The organism is Pseudomonas sp. WS 5410 (assembly GCF_012985645.1).
In the GTDB taxonomy this organism is placed as follows: domain Bacteria; phylum Pseudomonadota; class Gammaproteobacteria; order Pseudomonadales; family Pseudomonadaceae; genus Aquipseudomonas; species Aquipseudomonas shahriarae.
On the sequence record NZ_JAAQWS010000013.1, the window covers coordinates 54,772 to 68,960 of the forward strand.

General features: G+C 60.3%; 13 protein-coding genes and 1 tRNA gene. 8 read left to right on the top strand and 6 right to left on the bottom strand.

Annotated elements, in window-relative coordinates:
* Positions 1 to 312: 312 nt before the first annotated feature.
* The 6 genes from gcvH (at position 313) to HBO24_RS18940 (ending at position 7,467) form a co-directional block, all read left to right on the top strand.
* A complete protein-coding gene (gcvH, locus tag HBO24_RS18915) occupies positions 313 to 696 on the top strand; it encodes a glycine cleavage system protein GcvH (RefSeq protein WP_057440003.1) in 384 nt (127 codons plus the stop codon).
* Positions 697 to 706: 10 nt separating this feature from the next.
* On the top strand, positions 707 to 3,556 hold the full coding sequence (gene gcvP, locus HBO24_RS18920) for an aminomethyl-transferring glycine dehydrogenase (RefSeq protein WP_115128821.1): 2,850 nt from the start codon (positions 707 to 709) through the stop codon (positions 3,554 to 3,556).
* A gap of 184 nt (positions 3,557 to 3,740) precedes the next feature.
* On the top strand, positions 3,741 to 5,117 hold the full coding sequence (locus tag HBO24_RS18925) for an L-serine ammonia-lyase (protein ID WP_057960516.1): 1,377 nt from the start codon (positions 3,741 to 3,743) through the stop codon (positions 5,115 to 5,117).
* 39 nt (positions 5,118 to 5,156) lie between these two features.
* The gene (gcvT, locus tag HBO24_RS18930; RefSeq protein WP_170060102.1) at positions 5,157 to 6,281 is read left to right on the top strand and encodes a glycine cleavage system aminomethyltransferase GcvT; all 1,125 of its coding nucleotides are present in this window, start codon (positions 5,157 to 5,159) and stop codon (positions 6,279 to 6,281) included.
* Positions 6,282 to 6,669: 388 nt separating this feature from the next.
* Positions 6,670 to 6,882: a cold-shock protein gene (locus HBO24_RS18935; protein WP_029241865.1), complete on the top strand. Its 213-nt coding sequence runs from the start codon at positions 6,670 to 6,672 to the stop codon at positions 6,880 to 6,882.
* Positions 6,883 to 6,978: 96 nt separating this feature from the next.
* Entirely contained in the window at positions 6,979 to 7,467 is a 489-nt protein-coding gene (locus HBO24_RS18940) for an RDD family protein (RefSeq protein ID WP_029300279.1), read from the top strand.
* Positions 7,468 to 7,602: 135 nt separating this feature from the next.
* Here HBO24_RS18940 and nadA read toward each other — a convergent pair whose 3' ends face one another.
* Together nadA and HBO24_RS18950 are read right to left on the bottom strand one after the other, a co-directional pair.
* On the bottom strand, positions 7,603 to 8,661 hold the full coding sequence (gene nadA / locus HBO24_RS18945; protein WP_029300280.1) for a quinolinate synthase NadA: 1,059 nt from the start codon (positions 8,659 to 8,661) through the stop codon (positions 7,603 to 7,605).
* Between the two features lie 220 nt (positions 8,662 to 8,881).
* Positions 8,882 to 9,772: a LysR family transcriptional regulator gene (locus HBO24_RS18950; protein ID WP_057440005.1), complete on the bottom strand. Its 891-nt coding sequence runs from the start codon at positions 9,770 to 9,772 to the stop codon at positions 8,882 to 8,884.
* A 108-nt stretch (positions 9,773 to 9,880) separates the two neighbouring features.
* Here HBO24_RS18950 and lldD point away from each other — a divergent pair, with 108 nt between their 5' ends.
* Positions 9,881 to 11,023: an FMN-dependent L-lactate dehydrogenase LldD gene (gene lldD, locus HBO24_RS18955; protein WP_057440006.1), complete on the top strand. Its 1,143-nt coding sequence runs from the start codon at positions 9,881 to 9,883 to the stop codon at positions 11,021 to 11,023.
* Between the two features lie 10 nt (positions 11,024 to 11,033).
* Here lldD and HBO24_RS18960 read toward each other — a convergent pair whose 3' ends face one another.
* Positions 11,034 to 11,726: an RES family NAD+ phosphorylase gene (locus tag HBO24_RS18960; RefSeq protein ID WP_057444165.1), complete on the bottom strand. Its 693-nt coding sequence runs from the start codon at positions 11,724 to 11,726 to the stop codon at positions 11,034 to 11,036.
* The gene (locus HBO24_RS18965) at positions 11,720 to 12,124 is read right to left on the bottom strand and encodes an antitoxin Xre-like helix-turn-helix domain-containing protein (RefSeq protein ID WP_057440007.1); all 405 of its coding nucleotides are present in this window, start codon (positions 12,122 to 12,124) and stop codon (positions 11,720 to 11,722) included. The genes HBO24_RS18960 and HBO24_RS18965 overlap by 7 nt, the downstream gene beginning before the upstream one ends.
* 206 nt (positions 12,125 to 12,330) lie before the next feature.
* On the opposite strand from HBO24_RS18965, the gene HBO24_RS18970 reads away from it, so the two are divergent.
* Positions 12,331 to 13,137, top strand: coding sequence for a hypothetical protein (locus HBO24_RS18970; protein ID WP_170060103.1), 807 nt, complete (start codon positions 12,331 to 12,333; stop codon positions 13,135 to 13,137).
* Positions 13,138 to 13,360: 223 nt separating this feature from the next.
* On the opposite strand, the gene HBO24_RS18975 is transcribed toward HBO24_RS18970, so the two are convergent.
* A tRNA-Lys gene (locus tag HBO24_RS18975) sits at positions 13,361 to 13,436 on the bottom strand.
* A 63-nt stretch (positions 13,437 to 13,499) separates the two neighbouring features.
* A complete protein-coding gene (queC, locus tag HBO24_RS18980) occupies positions 13,500 to 14,189 on the bottom strand; it encodes a 7-cyano-7-deazaguanine synthase QueC (protein WP_057960521.1) in 690 nt (229 codons plus the stop codon).

A 14,189-nucleotide genomic window follows, 5' to 3' on the forward strand; every position in this document is an offset into this window, starting at 1 on the left:
TAACGGCAAAATAAGCCGCCCCCTGCCGGCCCGTGCGCTACATACATCTCGCGCAGCCGTATCGAAAACGCTACAGCGGAACGTTTTCAATACACGCCTGGTCCGCCTTCGCCATGCAAGGCTTTGATCCAAATAGGCTTTTTTTCCACTGTCGATCCGTAGCGATTTCGCTACAGGGCGCGTCCCTCACTCACCACCACATATCTATAAACAGTTGATTAATAACAATAAATTTATATTGGCCGCATTTTTGCTAAGGACTCTCCCATTCCAATCCCGTCCACCAGACGATTCTGGCCCTGAGGAGTTTCCATGAGCGAATTGCGTTTTACTGAAGATCACGAATGGCTGCGTGCCGAAGCTGACGGCAGCGTCACCGTAGGTATTACCGCGTTCGCGCAAAACGCCCTGGGTGATGTGGTTTACGTGCAACTGCCGGAGCTGCAGGCCTACGAGCAGGGCGCCGAAGCCTCCACTGTGGAATCGGTCAAGGCCGCCAGCGGCGTGTACATGCCCCTGACCGGCGAAGTGCTGGAAGTCAACGACCAGCTCAGCGAAAGCCCGGAACTGGTCAACGAAGACCCGACGGGCGAAGGCTGGTTCTTCCGCTTTAAACCGGCTGACGCCGATGCAGTAGCTAAGCTGTTGGATCAGGATGCGTACGACCGCCTGATCAAAGCCAACGCTGAAGCTTGAGGAGCGCGCCATGAGTATCAACCTGAGCACCGCCAACGAATTTATCGCCCGCCACATCGGCCCACGCCAGGACGACGAGCAACAGATGCTCGCGACCCTGGGTTTTGACTCCCTGGAAGCCTTGAGCGCCAGCGTGATCCCGGAAAGCATCAAGGGCACCGCCGTGCTGGGCCTGAGCGACGGCCTGAGCGAGGCCGATGCACTGGCCTCGATCAAGGCCATCGCCGCCAAGAACCAACTGTTCAAGACCTACATCGGCCAGGGCTATTACAACTGCCACACGCCGTCGCCGATCCTGCGCAACCTCCTGGAAAACCCGGCCTGGTACACCGCCTACACGCCTTACCAGCCCGAGATCTCCCAAGGCCGCCTGGAAGCGCTGCTGAACTTCCAGACCCTGATCAGTGACCTTACCGGCCTGCCGATCGCCAACGCATCCCTGCTCGACGAAGCCACTGCCGCCGCCGAGGCCATGACCTTCTGCAAGCGTCTGAGCAAGAACAAGGGCAGCAACCAGTTCTTTGCCTCCGTGCACAGCCACCCGCAGACCCTCGACGTGCTGCGCACCCGTGCCGAGCCCCTGGGCATCGAGGTGGTAGTGGGCGACGAGCGTGAACTGACGGATGTCAGCCCGTTCTTCGGCGCCCTGCTGCAATACCCGGCCAGCAACGGTGATGTGTTCGACTACCGTGAATTGACCGAGCGCTTCCACGCCGCCAACGCCCTGGTGGCCGTGGCCGCCGACCTGCTGGCCCTGACCCTGCTGACCCCACCGGGTGAGTTCGGTGCCGACGTGGCCATCGGCAGTGCGCAGCGCTTCGGCGTGCCGCTGGGCTTTGGTGGCCCGCACGCCGCTTACTTCTCCACCAAGGACGCGTTCAAGCGTGACATGCCGGGGCGTCTGGTCGGTGTGTCCGTAGACCGTTTCGGCAAGCCGGCCCTGCGCCTGGCCATGCAGACCCGCGAGCAACATATCCGCCGCGAAAAGGCCACCAGCAACATCTGCACCGCCCAGGTACTGCTGGCCAACATTGCCAGCATGTACGCGGTGTACCACGGCCCCAAAGGCCTGGTGCAGATCGCCACGCGCATTCATCACCTGGCCGCAATCCTCGCCAAAGGCCTGGGTGCCCTAGGCTTCAAGGTTGAACAAGAGACGTTCTTCGACACCCTGACCCTGGCCACCGGCGCCAACACTGCGGCCCTGCACGACCAGGCCCGTGCCCAGCGCATCAACCTGCGCGTCGTGGACGCGGCACGCCTGGGCCTGTCGGTGGATGAAACCACCACCCAGGCCGATATCGAAACCCTGTGGAGCGTGTTCGCAGGCGGTAAAGCCCTGCCGGACTTCGCCGCCCTCGCCGCCAGCGTCGACAGCACTCTGCCAGCCGCGCTGCTGCGCCAATCGCCGATCCTCAGCCACCCGGTGTTCAACCGCTATCACTCGGAAACCGAGCTGATGCGCTACCTGCGCAAGCTGGCCGACAAGGACCTGGCGCTGGACCGCACCATGATCCCGCTGGGCTCGTGCACCATGAAGCTCAACGCTGCCAGTGAAATGATCCCGGTGACCTGGGCCGAGTTCGGGGCCCTGCACCCGTTCGCCCCGGCCGAGCAAAGCGCCGGCTACCTGCAACTGACCACTGAACTGGAAGCCATGCTCTGCGCGGCCACCGGCTACGACGCCATCTCCCTGCAGCCGAACGCCGGTTCCCAGGGCGAGTACGCGGGCCTCTTGGCGATCCGTGCCTATCACCAGAGCCGTGGTGAAGAACGCCGCGATATCTGCCTGATTCCTTCGTCGGCCCACGGCACCAACCCGGCCACCGCCAACATGGCCGGCATGCGCGTCGTCGTCACCGCGTGCGATGCCCGTGGCAACGTGGACATCGAAGACCTACGCGCCAAGGCCATCGAGCACCGCGAGCACCTCGCCGCGCTGATGATCACCTACCCGTCGACCCACGGCGTGTTCGAGGAAGGCATCCGCGAAATCTGCGGGATCATCCATGACAACGGCGGCCAGGTGTATATCGATGGCGCCAACATGAACGCCATGGTCGGCCTGTGCGCCCCGGGCAAGTTCGGCGGCGACGTGTCGCACCTGAACCTGCACAAGACCTTCTGCATCCCCCACGGCGGTGGCGGCCCGGGCGTTGGCCCGATTGGCGTCAAGTCGCACCTCACGCCATTCCTGCCCGGCCACGCGGCCATGCAGCGCAAGGAAGGCGCAGTCTGCGCGGCGCCATTTGGCAGTGCGAGCATCCTGCCGATTACCTGGATGTACATCAGCATGATGGGCGGTGCGGGCCTCAAGCGCGCTTCGCAGCTGGCGATCCTCAATGCCAACTACATTTCCCGTCGCCTGGAAGAGCACTACCCGGTGCTGTACACCGGCAGCAACGGCCTGGTGGCGCACGAGTGCATCCTGGACCTGCGCCCGCTCAAGGACAGCAGCGGCATCAGCGTGGATGACGTGGCCAAGCGCCTGATCGACTTTGGTTTCCATGCCCCGACCATGTCGTTCCCGGTGGCCGGCACCTTGATGATCGAGCCGACCGAAAGCGAATCCAAGGAAGAACTGGACCGCTTCTGCGACGCCATGATCGCTATCCGCGAGGAAATCCGCGCGGTGGAAAACGGCACGCTGGACAAGGACGACAACCCGCTGAAAAACGCGCCACACACGGCAGCTGAAATCGTCGGTGAATGGAGCCACCCGTACAGCCGTGAACAGGCGGTGTATCCGGTAGCGTCGTTGATCGAAGGCAAGTACTGGCCGCCGGTCGGCCGGGTCGACAACGTGTTTGGCGATCGCAATCTGGTGTGTGCGTGCCCGTCGATCGAGAGCTACGCGTGATCTGACTGAAGAGACGCAGTCAGTGTAGGAGCTGGCTTGCCTGCGAAAGCCTCACCTCGGCGCTACTGATAGACCGAGGTGTCTGCATCGCAGGCAAGCCAGCGCCTACACAAGCCCGGCTCCCACAGTGATCGCATTGCGCAGAACAGCTTGCTTCCAATAATAAGAAACCGGAGAACAACTCATGTCTTTAAGCGTGTTCGACCTGTTCAAGATTGGCATCGGCCCCTCCAGTTCCCACACCGTTGGCCCGATGCGTGCCGCCGCCCGCTTCGCCGAGGGCCTCAAGCGGGACGACCTGTTGCACGCCACCACCTGCGTCAAGGTGGAACTCTACGGTTCACTCGGCGCCACCGGCAAAGGCCACGGCAGTGACAAGGCCGTGCTGCTGGGCCTGGAAGGTGAACACCCGGACACCGTCGACACCGAAACCGTGGCCGCACGCCTGGTGCAGATGCGCGGCGACGCTCGCTTGAACCTGCTCGGTGAACACAGCATTGCGTTCAACGAGAAAGAACACCTGGCGATGATTCGCAAACCCCTCGCCTACCACCCCAACGGCATGATCTTTCGTGCGTTTGACGCAGCCGGCATCCAGATCCGCAGCCGTGAGTACTACTCGGTGGGCGGTGGTTTTGTGGTGGATGAAGACGCGGCCGGCGCCGACCGGATCGTCGAAGACGCCACGCCCCTGACCTTCCCTTTCAAGCACGCCAAGGATTTGCTTGGCCATTGCACCACCTATGGGCTGTCCATCAGCCAGGTGATGCTGACCAACGAAAGCGCCTGGCGCCCGGAAGCCGAGACCCGCAGCGGCCTGCTGAAGATCTGGCAAGTCATGCAGGACTGCGTGGCGGCCGGCTGTCGCAATGAAGGCATCCTACCCGGTGGCTTGAAGGTCAAGCGCCGTGCGGCCGCGCTGCATCGCCAGTTGTGCAAGAACCCGGAATCGGCGCTGCGCGACCCGCTGTCGGTGCTGGATTGGGTCAACCTGTATGCCCTGGCGGTCAACGAAGAAAACGCCAACGGCGGGCGCGTGGTCACGGCGCCCACCAACGGTGCCGCCGGGATTGTGCCGGCGGTGTTGCATTACTACATGCGCTTTATCCCCGGCGCCAATGAGGACGGGGTGGTGCGCTTCCTGCTGACCGCCGCGGCCATCGGCATCCTCTACAAAGAAAACGCCTCGATCTCCGGGGCTGAGGTCGGCTGCCAGGGCGAAGTGGGCGTGGCCTGTTCCATGGCCGCCGGAGCCTTGTGTGAAGTGCTGGGCGGCACCGTCTCCCAGGTGGAGAACGCCGCCGAAATCGGCATGGAGCATAACCTCGGCCTGACCTGCGACCCGATTGGCGGCCTGGTGCAGGTGCCCTGCATCGAGCGCAATGCCATGGGTTCGGTGAAGGCGATCAATGCGGTGCGCATGGCCTTGCGCGGTGATGGGCAGCACTTCGTGTCCCTCGACAAGGTGATCCGCACCATGCGCCAGACCGGCGCCGATATGAAAAGCAAATACAAGGAAACCGCCCGTGGCGGTTTGGCCGTCAACATTATCGAGTGCTGATGCTTATAAACGCGCCAGCACGTTTTTCAGGAGCTGAATATGTCCACCGAAACCCTGTTGAAAACCCCGCTGCACGCCCTGCACCTTGAACTGGGCGCACGCATGGTGCCGTTCGCCGGTTATGACATGCCGGTGCAATACCCCCTGGGCGTGATGAAAGAACACCAGCACACCCGTGAACAGGCCGGGTTGTTTGATGTGTCGCACATGGGCCAGATCCGCCTGACCGGGTCCAACGCCGCCAAGGCCCTGGAAACCCTAGTGCCGGTGGATATCATCGACCTGCCCGTGGGCATGCAGCGCTACGCCATGTTCACTAACGACCAGGGCGGCATCCTCGATGACCTGATGGTCGCCAACCTGGGTAACGACGAGCTGTTTCTGGTGGTCAACGCCGCCTGTAAGGATCAAGACCTGACGCACCTGCGCCAGCATCTGGGCGACCAATGCCAGATCGAGCCACTGTTTGAAGAACGTGCCCTGCTGGCCCTGCAAGGCCCGGCAGCGGTGAAAGTGCTGGCGCGCCTGGCGCCGGAAGTGACCAAGATGACCTTTATGCAGTTCGCACCCCTGCGCCTGCTGGGGGTCGAGTGCTACGTCAGCCGTTCCGGCTATACCGGCGAAGACGGTTTTGAGATCTCGGTGCCTGCGGCCAGTGCCGAAAGCCTGGCCCGTAGCCTGCTGGCCGAAACTGAAGTCGAAGCTATCGGCCTCGGCGCCCGCGACTCCCTGCGCCTGGAAGCCGGGCTGTGCCTCTATGGCCACGATATGAACACCGAGACCACGCCGATTGAAGCCAGCCTGCTGTGGGCGATTTCCAAGGCCCGTCGCGCCGATGGCGCGCGTGCCGGGGGCTTCCCGGGGGCAGATCGGATTTTCACCCAGCAGCAAACCGGCGTCAGCCGCAAACGCGTTGGCCTGCTGCCCCAGGAACGCACCCCGGTCCGTGAAGGCGCCGAGATTGTCGATGAACACGGTACCGTGATCGGCCGTGTGTGCAGCGGCGGCTTTGGCCCGAGCCTCGGCGGCCCGCTCGCCATGGGCTACCTCGACACGGCCTTTACCGCGCTGGAGAGCGAAGTCTCTGCATTAGTGCGTGGGAAAAAGGTGCCACTTCGTGTAAGTAAAATGCCATTCGTGCCACAACGTTACTACCGTGGCTGATCGACTGTTCCTATAAGTAACGCGGTTGTGTTCATTTGCACTAATCTGTAACGCAACCGCCATAAAACAGTGCACTGACGATAGTCAATGTTATATCGATTAACCTATAACAAGTGACCCACGCTATCGAATAACACAGTGCCGCAATGTTGACCGAAGTGTCATGAAGGCGAGTAAATACGTGGCTTGCAGAGGGCTTGTTTTTTCTGTGTTAGTTGTCGTAGAGTTTGCCCACTGTGTTTGCATGGGTCGCTTTGAACCTGGACCTGGGCAGTAGCCAAAGTTTGCTACAACCCGTTCGACGTCTCTTACTTTCCTGCAACCCAGCCCAGTACTCTTTCAGGTGAAAGGGGCTGTCATTAATTTTTAGCGTCAAGGAAATAAGAAAATGGCTGAACGTCAGAGCGGTACCGTCAAGTGGTTTAACGACGAGAAAGGTTTTGGTTTTATCACTCCAGAAAGCGGTGCGGATCTGTTCGTGCATTTCCGCGCTATCCAGGGCAACGGTTTCAAGAGCCTGAAAGAAGGCCAGAAAGTGACCTTCATCGCCGTGCAGGGCCAGAAAGGCATGCAGGCTGACGAAGTACAAGCAGAAGCCTGATCCTTACTGCGACAAAAAGCCTCTGATGGTGACATCAGAGGCTTTTTTATGTGCGTTTGTCCGTAAAATGGCTTTTTTCCTCCAGAGAGCCGAGCCATGTCGAAACACCTGCTAAGCCCCCAAGGCGAATTCCCCGCCGTTGGCCTGGGCCGTCGTCTGGCAGCGATGTTCTATGACTTCCTGTTGTGTACCGCCCTGCTGATCGTCACCGCCTTCCTCTATAAGCTGGTGTGGATTGCCTTTGTCGGTGAAGCGAAGATGCGCACGCTCTCGGAGTCCGGCGCCCTGGACGGTGATCCGTTGCTGTCGACGATTCTGTTTTTTGTGCTGTTTGGCTTCTTCGCCAAGTTCTGGACCCATTCCGGACAGACCCTGGGCATGCAGGTGTGGGGCGTACGTGTGCAGAATGCGGACGGCTCGCGCATCAGCCTGTGGCAGGCGCTGTTGCGTTTTGTGGTGTCGATTGCGTCGTGGTTGTGCGCGGGGCTGGGGTTTATCTGGTCGCTGGTGGACAAGAAACAGCGGGCCTGGCATGACATCTATTCGGACACGCAATTGGTGCGGATCCCGAAGAAAAAGAAATAGCCCCAGGCCAATGAAATCTAAATGTGGGAGCGGGCTTGCCCGCGATGGCGGTGTGTCAGTCACTACATGTGCAGACTGATCCACCGCTATCGCGGGCAAGCCCGCTCCCACATTTTTTGCTGCATCAGCCGTGGATCAGGCGTTGCCCGCCAGCTTCAGGCGGGCCGCCTGGGTAAAGTCCAGCATGCGCTTGAGTGGGCGCACGGCATGGGGGATCAAGGACGGCTCGACAAAGATCTCGTTGCTGCCTTCCCGCAGGCATTGCAACGTGCGCTCCAGGGTATTCATCGCCATCCACGGGCAGTGCGCACAACTGCGGCACGCCGCGCCGTTGCCGGCGGTTGGCGCTTCGACAAACACCTTGTCCGGGCACAACTGCTGCATCTTGTAGAAAATGCCGCGGTCAGTGGCGACGATAAACGTCTTGTTCGGCAAGCGCTGCGCCGCCGCAATCAACTGGCTGGTGGAACCCACGGCATCGGCCAACTCGATGACCGAGGTCGGTGACTCCGGGTGTACCAGGATCGCTGCGTCCGGGTACAGCGCCTTCATGTCTTCCAACTGCTTGGACTTGAACTCCTCGTGGACGATGCAGGCACCGTCCCACAGCAGCATGTCGGCACCGGTCTGGCGCTGGATATAGGTGCCCAGGTGCTTGTCCGGGCCCCAGATAATGGTCTCGCCGTTATCCATCAGGCTTTCGACGATTTCCAGGGCGCAACTGGAGGTCACCACCCAATCGGCACGGGCCTTGACCGCCGCCGAGGTGTTGGCATACACCACCACGGTGCGTTCCGGATGCTGGTCACAGAACGCCGAGAACTCTTCCACCGGGCAACCCAGGTCCAGGGAGCATGTGGCTTCCAGGGTCGGCATCAGGATGCGCTTTTCGGGGGTGAGGATTTTCGCCGTCTCGCCCATAAAGCGCACGCCGGCGACCAGTACGGTCTTGGCCGGGTGGGCGGCGCCGAAGCGGGCCATTTCCAGGGAGTCGGAAACACAGCCACCGGTTTCTTCGGCCAGGGCCTGAATCACCGGGTCACAATAGAAGTGCGCCACCAGCACCGCGTCTTGAGCCTTGAGCTCGGCAGCAATGGCAGAACGTAAGCTTGCCTCTTGCTCGGCACTGAGCACCTTGGGCTGCTTGGCATCGAGGTGGGCTTGGACCAGAAGGCGTTCGGAAATTTGCGTCATGTTCGCAAGACCTGCAGGCGCAGTTGCGCGAAAGTCGAGTGTACCACCGGCTCCGGAGCCCTTCGGGCGCCGCCGGACGAAGTGATTGTGTTCATCAAGCACGGGTTAAGGTGAAGCTGCGCAAGGCTACAGAATATCGAATGGATTCAAAAGCCTAATATGCCGCAAAACGCCTACCCGCTGGGAGCATACGGGTGATATCCCGCGACATTGGCATCGTTTAGGGCGCAGGGACATTGCCCATTTCCCTGGCCAGGTCCAACCAGGCTCGTGCAGCCGGCGGCAGATGAGCATTGCGCCGCCAGGTCAAAGCAATATGCCAGTCGGTCTGAGGCTCATCCAGGGCAATCAGGGCAATGCCGGCATGCAAGTGTTTGTAGGCCAGCATGCGCGGCAGGAAGGCGACTCCCAGGCCCGCGCCCACCAGGTCGACGATAAAGTCGATCTGGGCGCTGCGCACCGAAACCTTCGGCGATACACCGCGACGCTCGCAGGCGGAAAGAATGATGCGGTTCAAGGCAAAACCGGCTTCGAACAGTATGAATGGCGAGTCGGACAGGTCGGAAAAATCCACACTCTCACGCCCGGCCAATGGATGGCTGCTGGGCAGGACGACCATCAGCGGCTCGACGCGCACGTCCTGATACTCAAACTCGCCCTCCACCGGCACCAGTAGCGCAGCCACATCCACCTCCCCCGCTTGCAGGCACTCGCCCAGCTTCTTGCTGCCGTGCTCGATCAGCTCAATCTCTATCTGTGGGTAACGCTGGCGGTACACTGCAAACATCGCCGCAAACAATTCACCACTGCCCACCGGCGGCAAGCCAATGCGCAATACGCCACGCTTGAGCCCCAGCAGGTCGTTGATCTCGGCGACCAAGTCACTGCGCTCGGCGAGCAACACCAGGGCGCGGCGGTAGGCAATTTCACCGGCTGCTGTCAGTTCGCTCTTATGGCCGATACGACTGAACAACGGCGTGCCCAACTCTTCTTCAAGGGTCTTGACCGCTTTGCTGACGCTCGATTGGGTAAGCGAAACCATCTCCGCCGCCTGTGAGAAACTGCCTTGGCGCACCACTTCGACAAAGGCTCGCAGCGTTCGCAGGTTCATGACTATTCCATTTGCGACTTGAATGAAGTTGTAAAAGTTGTTTTTACCATGAAATGCCTTTGACTATCCTCCACCCACCGTTTTCTTTATTCCGGGGCCTCACTGTTCATGATCATTTCGTCCGCATCGGATTACCGCGAAGCCGCACGCCGCAAACTGCCGCGTTTCCTGTTCGACTATATTGACGGTGGCGCGTACGCCGAGCACACCCTCAAGGCCAACAGTTCGGACCTGGCAGACATCAGCCTGCGCCAGCGTGTCCTGCGCAACGTCGAGAGCCTGAGCCTGGAGACCACGCTGTTCGACCAACCGCTGGCGATGCCGGTGGTCATGAGCCCGGTAGGCCTGACCGGCATGTTTGCCCGACGCGGGGAAGTCCAGGTGGCCAACGCGGCGGCCAATAAAGGGGTGCCGTTTTGCCTGTCGACCGTGTCGGTGTGCCCGATCGAGGAAGTAGCGTCGCAGACAGCGCAGTCGATCTGGTTTCAACTGTATGTATTGAAAGACCGCGGCTTCATGAAAAACGCCCTGGAGCGTGCGCAAGCCGCCGGGGTGAAAACCCTGGTGTTTACCGTCGACATGCCCACCCCCGGCGCCCGCTACCGTGATGCCCATTCCGGCATGTCCGGCCCGTACGCCGCCCAGCGGCGCATGTTGCAGGCCGTGACCAAACCGGCCTGGGCGTTTGATGTAGGGCTGATGGGCCGCCCCCACGACCTGGGCAATATCTCCAAATACCTGGGCAAGCCGACCCACCTTGAAGACTACATCGGCTGGCTCGCTACCAACTTCGACCCCTCCATCAGCTGGAAAGACCTGGAGTGGATCCGCGAGTTCTGGAAGGGCCCGATGATCATCAAGGGCATCCTCGACCCACAGGACGCCAAGGACGCGGTGAGTTTCGGCGCCGACGGCATCGTCGTGTCCAACCACGGCGGCCGCCAGCTCGATGGTGTGTTGTCCACCGCCAAGGCTCTGCCTGAGATTGCCCAGGCGGTTGGCAGCGACCTCACGGTGCTGGTGGACTCCGGGGTGCGTTCGGGGCTGGACGTGGTGCGCATGCTCGCCCTCGGCGCCCGTGGCGTATTGCTGGGACGAGCGCCTGCTTATGCGCTGGCTGCCGATGGCCAGCGCGGTGTAGAGAATCTGCTGGATATCTTTGCCAAGGAAATGCGCGTGGCCATGACCCTGACCGGGGTTACGTCGATTGCGCAGATTGATGAGTCAATCCTGGTGCGCGGGCAGATCTGACCCGCCAGCCTCAGGCTTCGCTGATTTTGCTGACACTGGTGATCTGTCCATTCCAGACCATCTCGTAATGGGCGGCCTGGACAATCGACGACACCGGCCTGGGTGTCAGCAACGCCCAGCAGTGATCGCCTTCTGAGCGCACCGACAGGTAACGAAGGCCGGGACAACCGGCCTTCTTTAGCGCGCCCCCCAAGCGCTGGGCGTAGCTGTAGTCGTCAGGGTCGTAGATCGGATCGCTCATCGGCACCGACGTCGCATCCTTCATGGCGTCGCCGGCAAAGGTGCAAGACAGCCCACGAAAAACAAAGCGCTCATAGTTAAGGCCATGAACTCCGGACCAATACTGGTTCTGGTGATAACGCACTTCTGCCAGTGCCGTCTCGACCGTGGCCGCCAGGTACAGCACGCCAAAATCACCCGCGCTGAAACGCGATCCGGCCGGATTGACGTGGGTGAACGGGGCAATGGCGTAGGAACATCCCACAATCCCGAAGGGGATTTCCCTACGGGGTATCAGCTCGATCCGACCGACCTCATTGCCCAATCGTGGGTTGGTCAGGGCCTGGATCTGATAGAGCGCCTCAAACTCGTCGGCATCCGCCACATCGTCAAACAACGCAATCGGCGGGAATTTGGAATTGACCAGGCGATAGGCGTGCAACGGCCCGCTGGGCAAATCGCCCAACTGGCTCACCTTCACCATTGCGCACCACGCAACACGTCAATACGGCGGAAGGTCTCGTACAGGGAAATCATATCGCCCTGGGCCATAACCTCGAGGGGCGAGCGCCCGTTGAAAAACGCATTGTCGTTGGCCATCGCCGCAAAGCCGTACACGTTCTCGGGGTTATCGAACACCATGCGCAGCGTGGCGTGGATGTTCAGCACAAAACTGATGCGCTGCATCTGGTCGGCATCCAGGCTCACCGACCACGCGGCATCGCGCTGCCGCGCACGGGTATAAGTGCTGCGCGAGATACGCAGGATGCGACAGGCCTGGTCGCTGCTGGCCTGCCATTTTTCCAGGATGCCCACGGCCGCCCGGAGTCCGGCGACACATTGCTCCCGGGTGAAGGGCTGTGCTTGAAGGGCTAAGCTCATGGTTGCCACCTCGGAATTAATCTATAGATTCAAACATAGACAAAATGAGTCCACAGAGCAAACCAGCGCTGGATAAACGTCAGCGATTACAACCAAAACCATCAGCAGTGTGGTTTTTGTATTTCGAATCGCACTTTACCGCCTGATGGGTGAGAATGGTTCCCGTCTACCTCTTCCCAATCTCTTTGTGCACGAGCCCCCAAGAAATGGAATTCAACGCGCCTTCTTCGTCCCGCTGGCTCCTGGCCTTGTTCGGTGCAAGCCTGCTGTCACTGTCCGGCTGCCAGAGCCACACCCCCGAACAGGCGGCAGCCTCAGCGGCAGCACAGCTGCAACAAAAAGACGAAAAATTCGTCACTACGTTCCAAACGATATTGCGCGGCTATGCCCTGGCCGCCAATGAACAGGAACTGACGGGGGTGATGAATATGATCCTGACCGTCGATGCGCAGAACCACGTAGTGGACTGCTCAGCCCAACGCGGAACCCTGCTGCCCAACGAGGGCCAGAACAACCTGCGCCAGGCAAAGCTGGCCAAACTGGTCACCGAACTGTGCTGGACCACCTTGTTTCCCGAAGTCTCGCCCAAGGTCTTCGCCGATGCCAAGGACACCCAAAAGATTATCGCCCCCATGGTGTTCACCCCTCTGATTGGGCTTTCGGAAGAACAGCAACAACTGCAGAAAAAGCGCATCGACCTCTACCGGCAGATCCGCTTCTTCCGTGAGCAAATGTTTGTCGGGCATGACCCCCAGAGTATTGGCGTCGCGAGCTTCCACTTCATCGCCGATGCTCAGGGCAAAGTGAGTGAGTGCATGGTCAACCTGAATCAAAGCCCGTACCGCTCACAAGGCTTCAAGGTAGATAGCGCGTTGCAGCAGCGCCTTGTCACGCAGTGCAAACGACTGGACTTGCGACAGATGCCGGGGTTTGCCAACTACCCTCAAGGCCTGCCCCAGGGTTATGTGGAGGTGGACTACAGCCCTTGGATGAATGGAGCCAAGCAGCTTTGAGCCTAGGATTGGGGCGCGGTTCAGGGGCAGCCGAAGCCCATCTTCAGCCGATCGACATCAACCCACCCACGAAATGAATGGTCGCCACAGACGGCTGCATGTCTAACCGGCAAGCAGCACGTCACGCTCCCAGAGAGCCCTGCGCGTGCTTTTGCACCAGGCAAAAAAAAACCCGGAAATCCTCACTTGCGTGGGCCTTCCGGATTTTCTAAACCGCCAAAAATGGTGGGTCGTGTGGGATTCGAACCTACGACCAATTGGTTAAAAGCCAACTGCTCTACCAACTGAGCTAACGACCCGCTGTGTGGTGGCGCGTATAATACTGATTTCTAAGGATTATTCAACACCTTATTTTAAATAAATCAGAAATAACGCGTTGGGTCAGTAATTCCGGCCGCTTGGAAGCCTTCAGCGCGCAGTCGGCAGCTGTCACATTTCCTACAGGCACGACCATCATTGTCCGCCTGGTAGCAGGAAACAGTCAGCGAGTAGTCGACACCCAGCCTTACACCCGCCTTGACGATATCCGCCTTGCTCAGGTTTTGCAGCGGCGCCTGGATACGGAAGCCGTGGCCTTCTACGCCGGCCTTGGTCGCCAGGTTGGCCATACGCTCGAACGATTCGACGAACTCTGGGCGGCAGTCCGGGTAGCCGGAGTAGTCCACCGCGTTGACGCCGATAAAGATGTCACGGGCGTTGAGCACCTCTGCCCAGCCCAGGGCCAGCGAGAGGAACACGGTGTTACGGGCCGGCACATAGGTGACCGGAATGCCCTCTGTGGGCGCCTCAGGCACGTCGATGGTGTTGTCGGTCAAGGCCGAGCCGCCAATACCATTGAGGTTCAGGCCGATTACCTTGTGCTCCACCACGCCGAGGTCGCGAGCAACCCGGGCGGCGGCGTGCAACTCGGCATGGGAACGCTGGCCGTAGTCGAAGCTCATGGTGTAGCAGCTGTAACCCTCGGCACGGGCCATCGCCACCACGGTGGCGGAGTCAAGGCCGCCGGACAGCAGGATTACCGCACGTTTTTGATCAGTCGTTTGTTCAGTCAT

Bases quoted from the DNA above. Each gene is read 5' to 3' on its own strand.
- gcvH (WP_057440003.1), top strand. From the start codon at position 313: ATGAGCGAATTGCGTTTTACTGAAGATCACGAATGGCTGCGTGCCGAA.
- gcvP (WP_115128821.1), top strand. From the start codon at position 707: ATGAGTATCAACCTGAGCACCGCCAACGAATTTATCGCCCGCCACATC.
- HBO24_RS18925 (WP_057960516.1), top strand. From the start codon at position 3,741: ATGTCTTTAAGCGTGTTCGACCTGTTCAAGATTGGCATCGGCCCCTCC.
- gcvT (WP_170060102.1), top strand. From the start codon at position 5,157: ATGTCCACCGAAACCCTGTTGAAAACCCCGCTGCACGCCCTGCACCTT.
- HBO24_RS18935 (WP_029241865.1), top strand. From the start codon at position 6,670: ATGGCTGAACGTCAGAGCGGTACCGTCAAGTGGTTTAACGACGAGAAA.
- HBO24_RS18940 (WP_029300279.1), top strand. From the start codon at position 6,979: ATGTCGAAACACCTGCTAAGCCCCCAAGGCGAATTCCCCGCCGTTGGC.
- nadA (WP_029300280.1), bottom strand. From the start codon at position 8,661: ATGACGCAAATTTCCGAACGCCTTCTGGTCCAAGCCCACCTCGATGCC.
- HBO24_RS18950 (WP_057440005.1), bottom strand. From the start codon at position 9,772: ATGAACCTGCGAACGCTGCGAGCCTTTGTCGAAGTGGTGCGCCAAGGC.
- lldD (WP_057440006.1), top strand. From the start codon at position 9,881: ATGATCATTTCGTCCGCATCGGATTACCGCGAAGCCGCACGCCGCAAA.
- HBO24_RS18960 (WP_057444165.1), bottom strand. From the start codon at position 11,726: ATGGTGAAGGTGAGCCAGTTGGGCGATTTGCCCAGCGGGCCGTTGCAC.
- HBO24_RS18965 (WP_057440007.1), bottom strand. From the start codon at position 12,124: ATGAGCTTAGCCCTTCAAGCACAGCCCTTCACCCGGGAGCAATGTGTC.
- HBO24_RS18970 (WP_170060103.1), top strand. From the start codon at position 12,331: ATGGAATTCAACGCGCCTTCTTCGTCCCGCTGGCTCCTGGCCTTGTTC.
- queC (WP_057960521.1), bottom strand. From the start codon at position 14,189: ATGACTGAACAAACGACTGATCAAAAACGTGCGGTAATCCTGCTGTCC.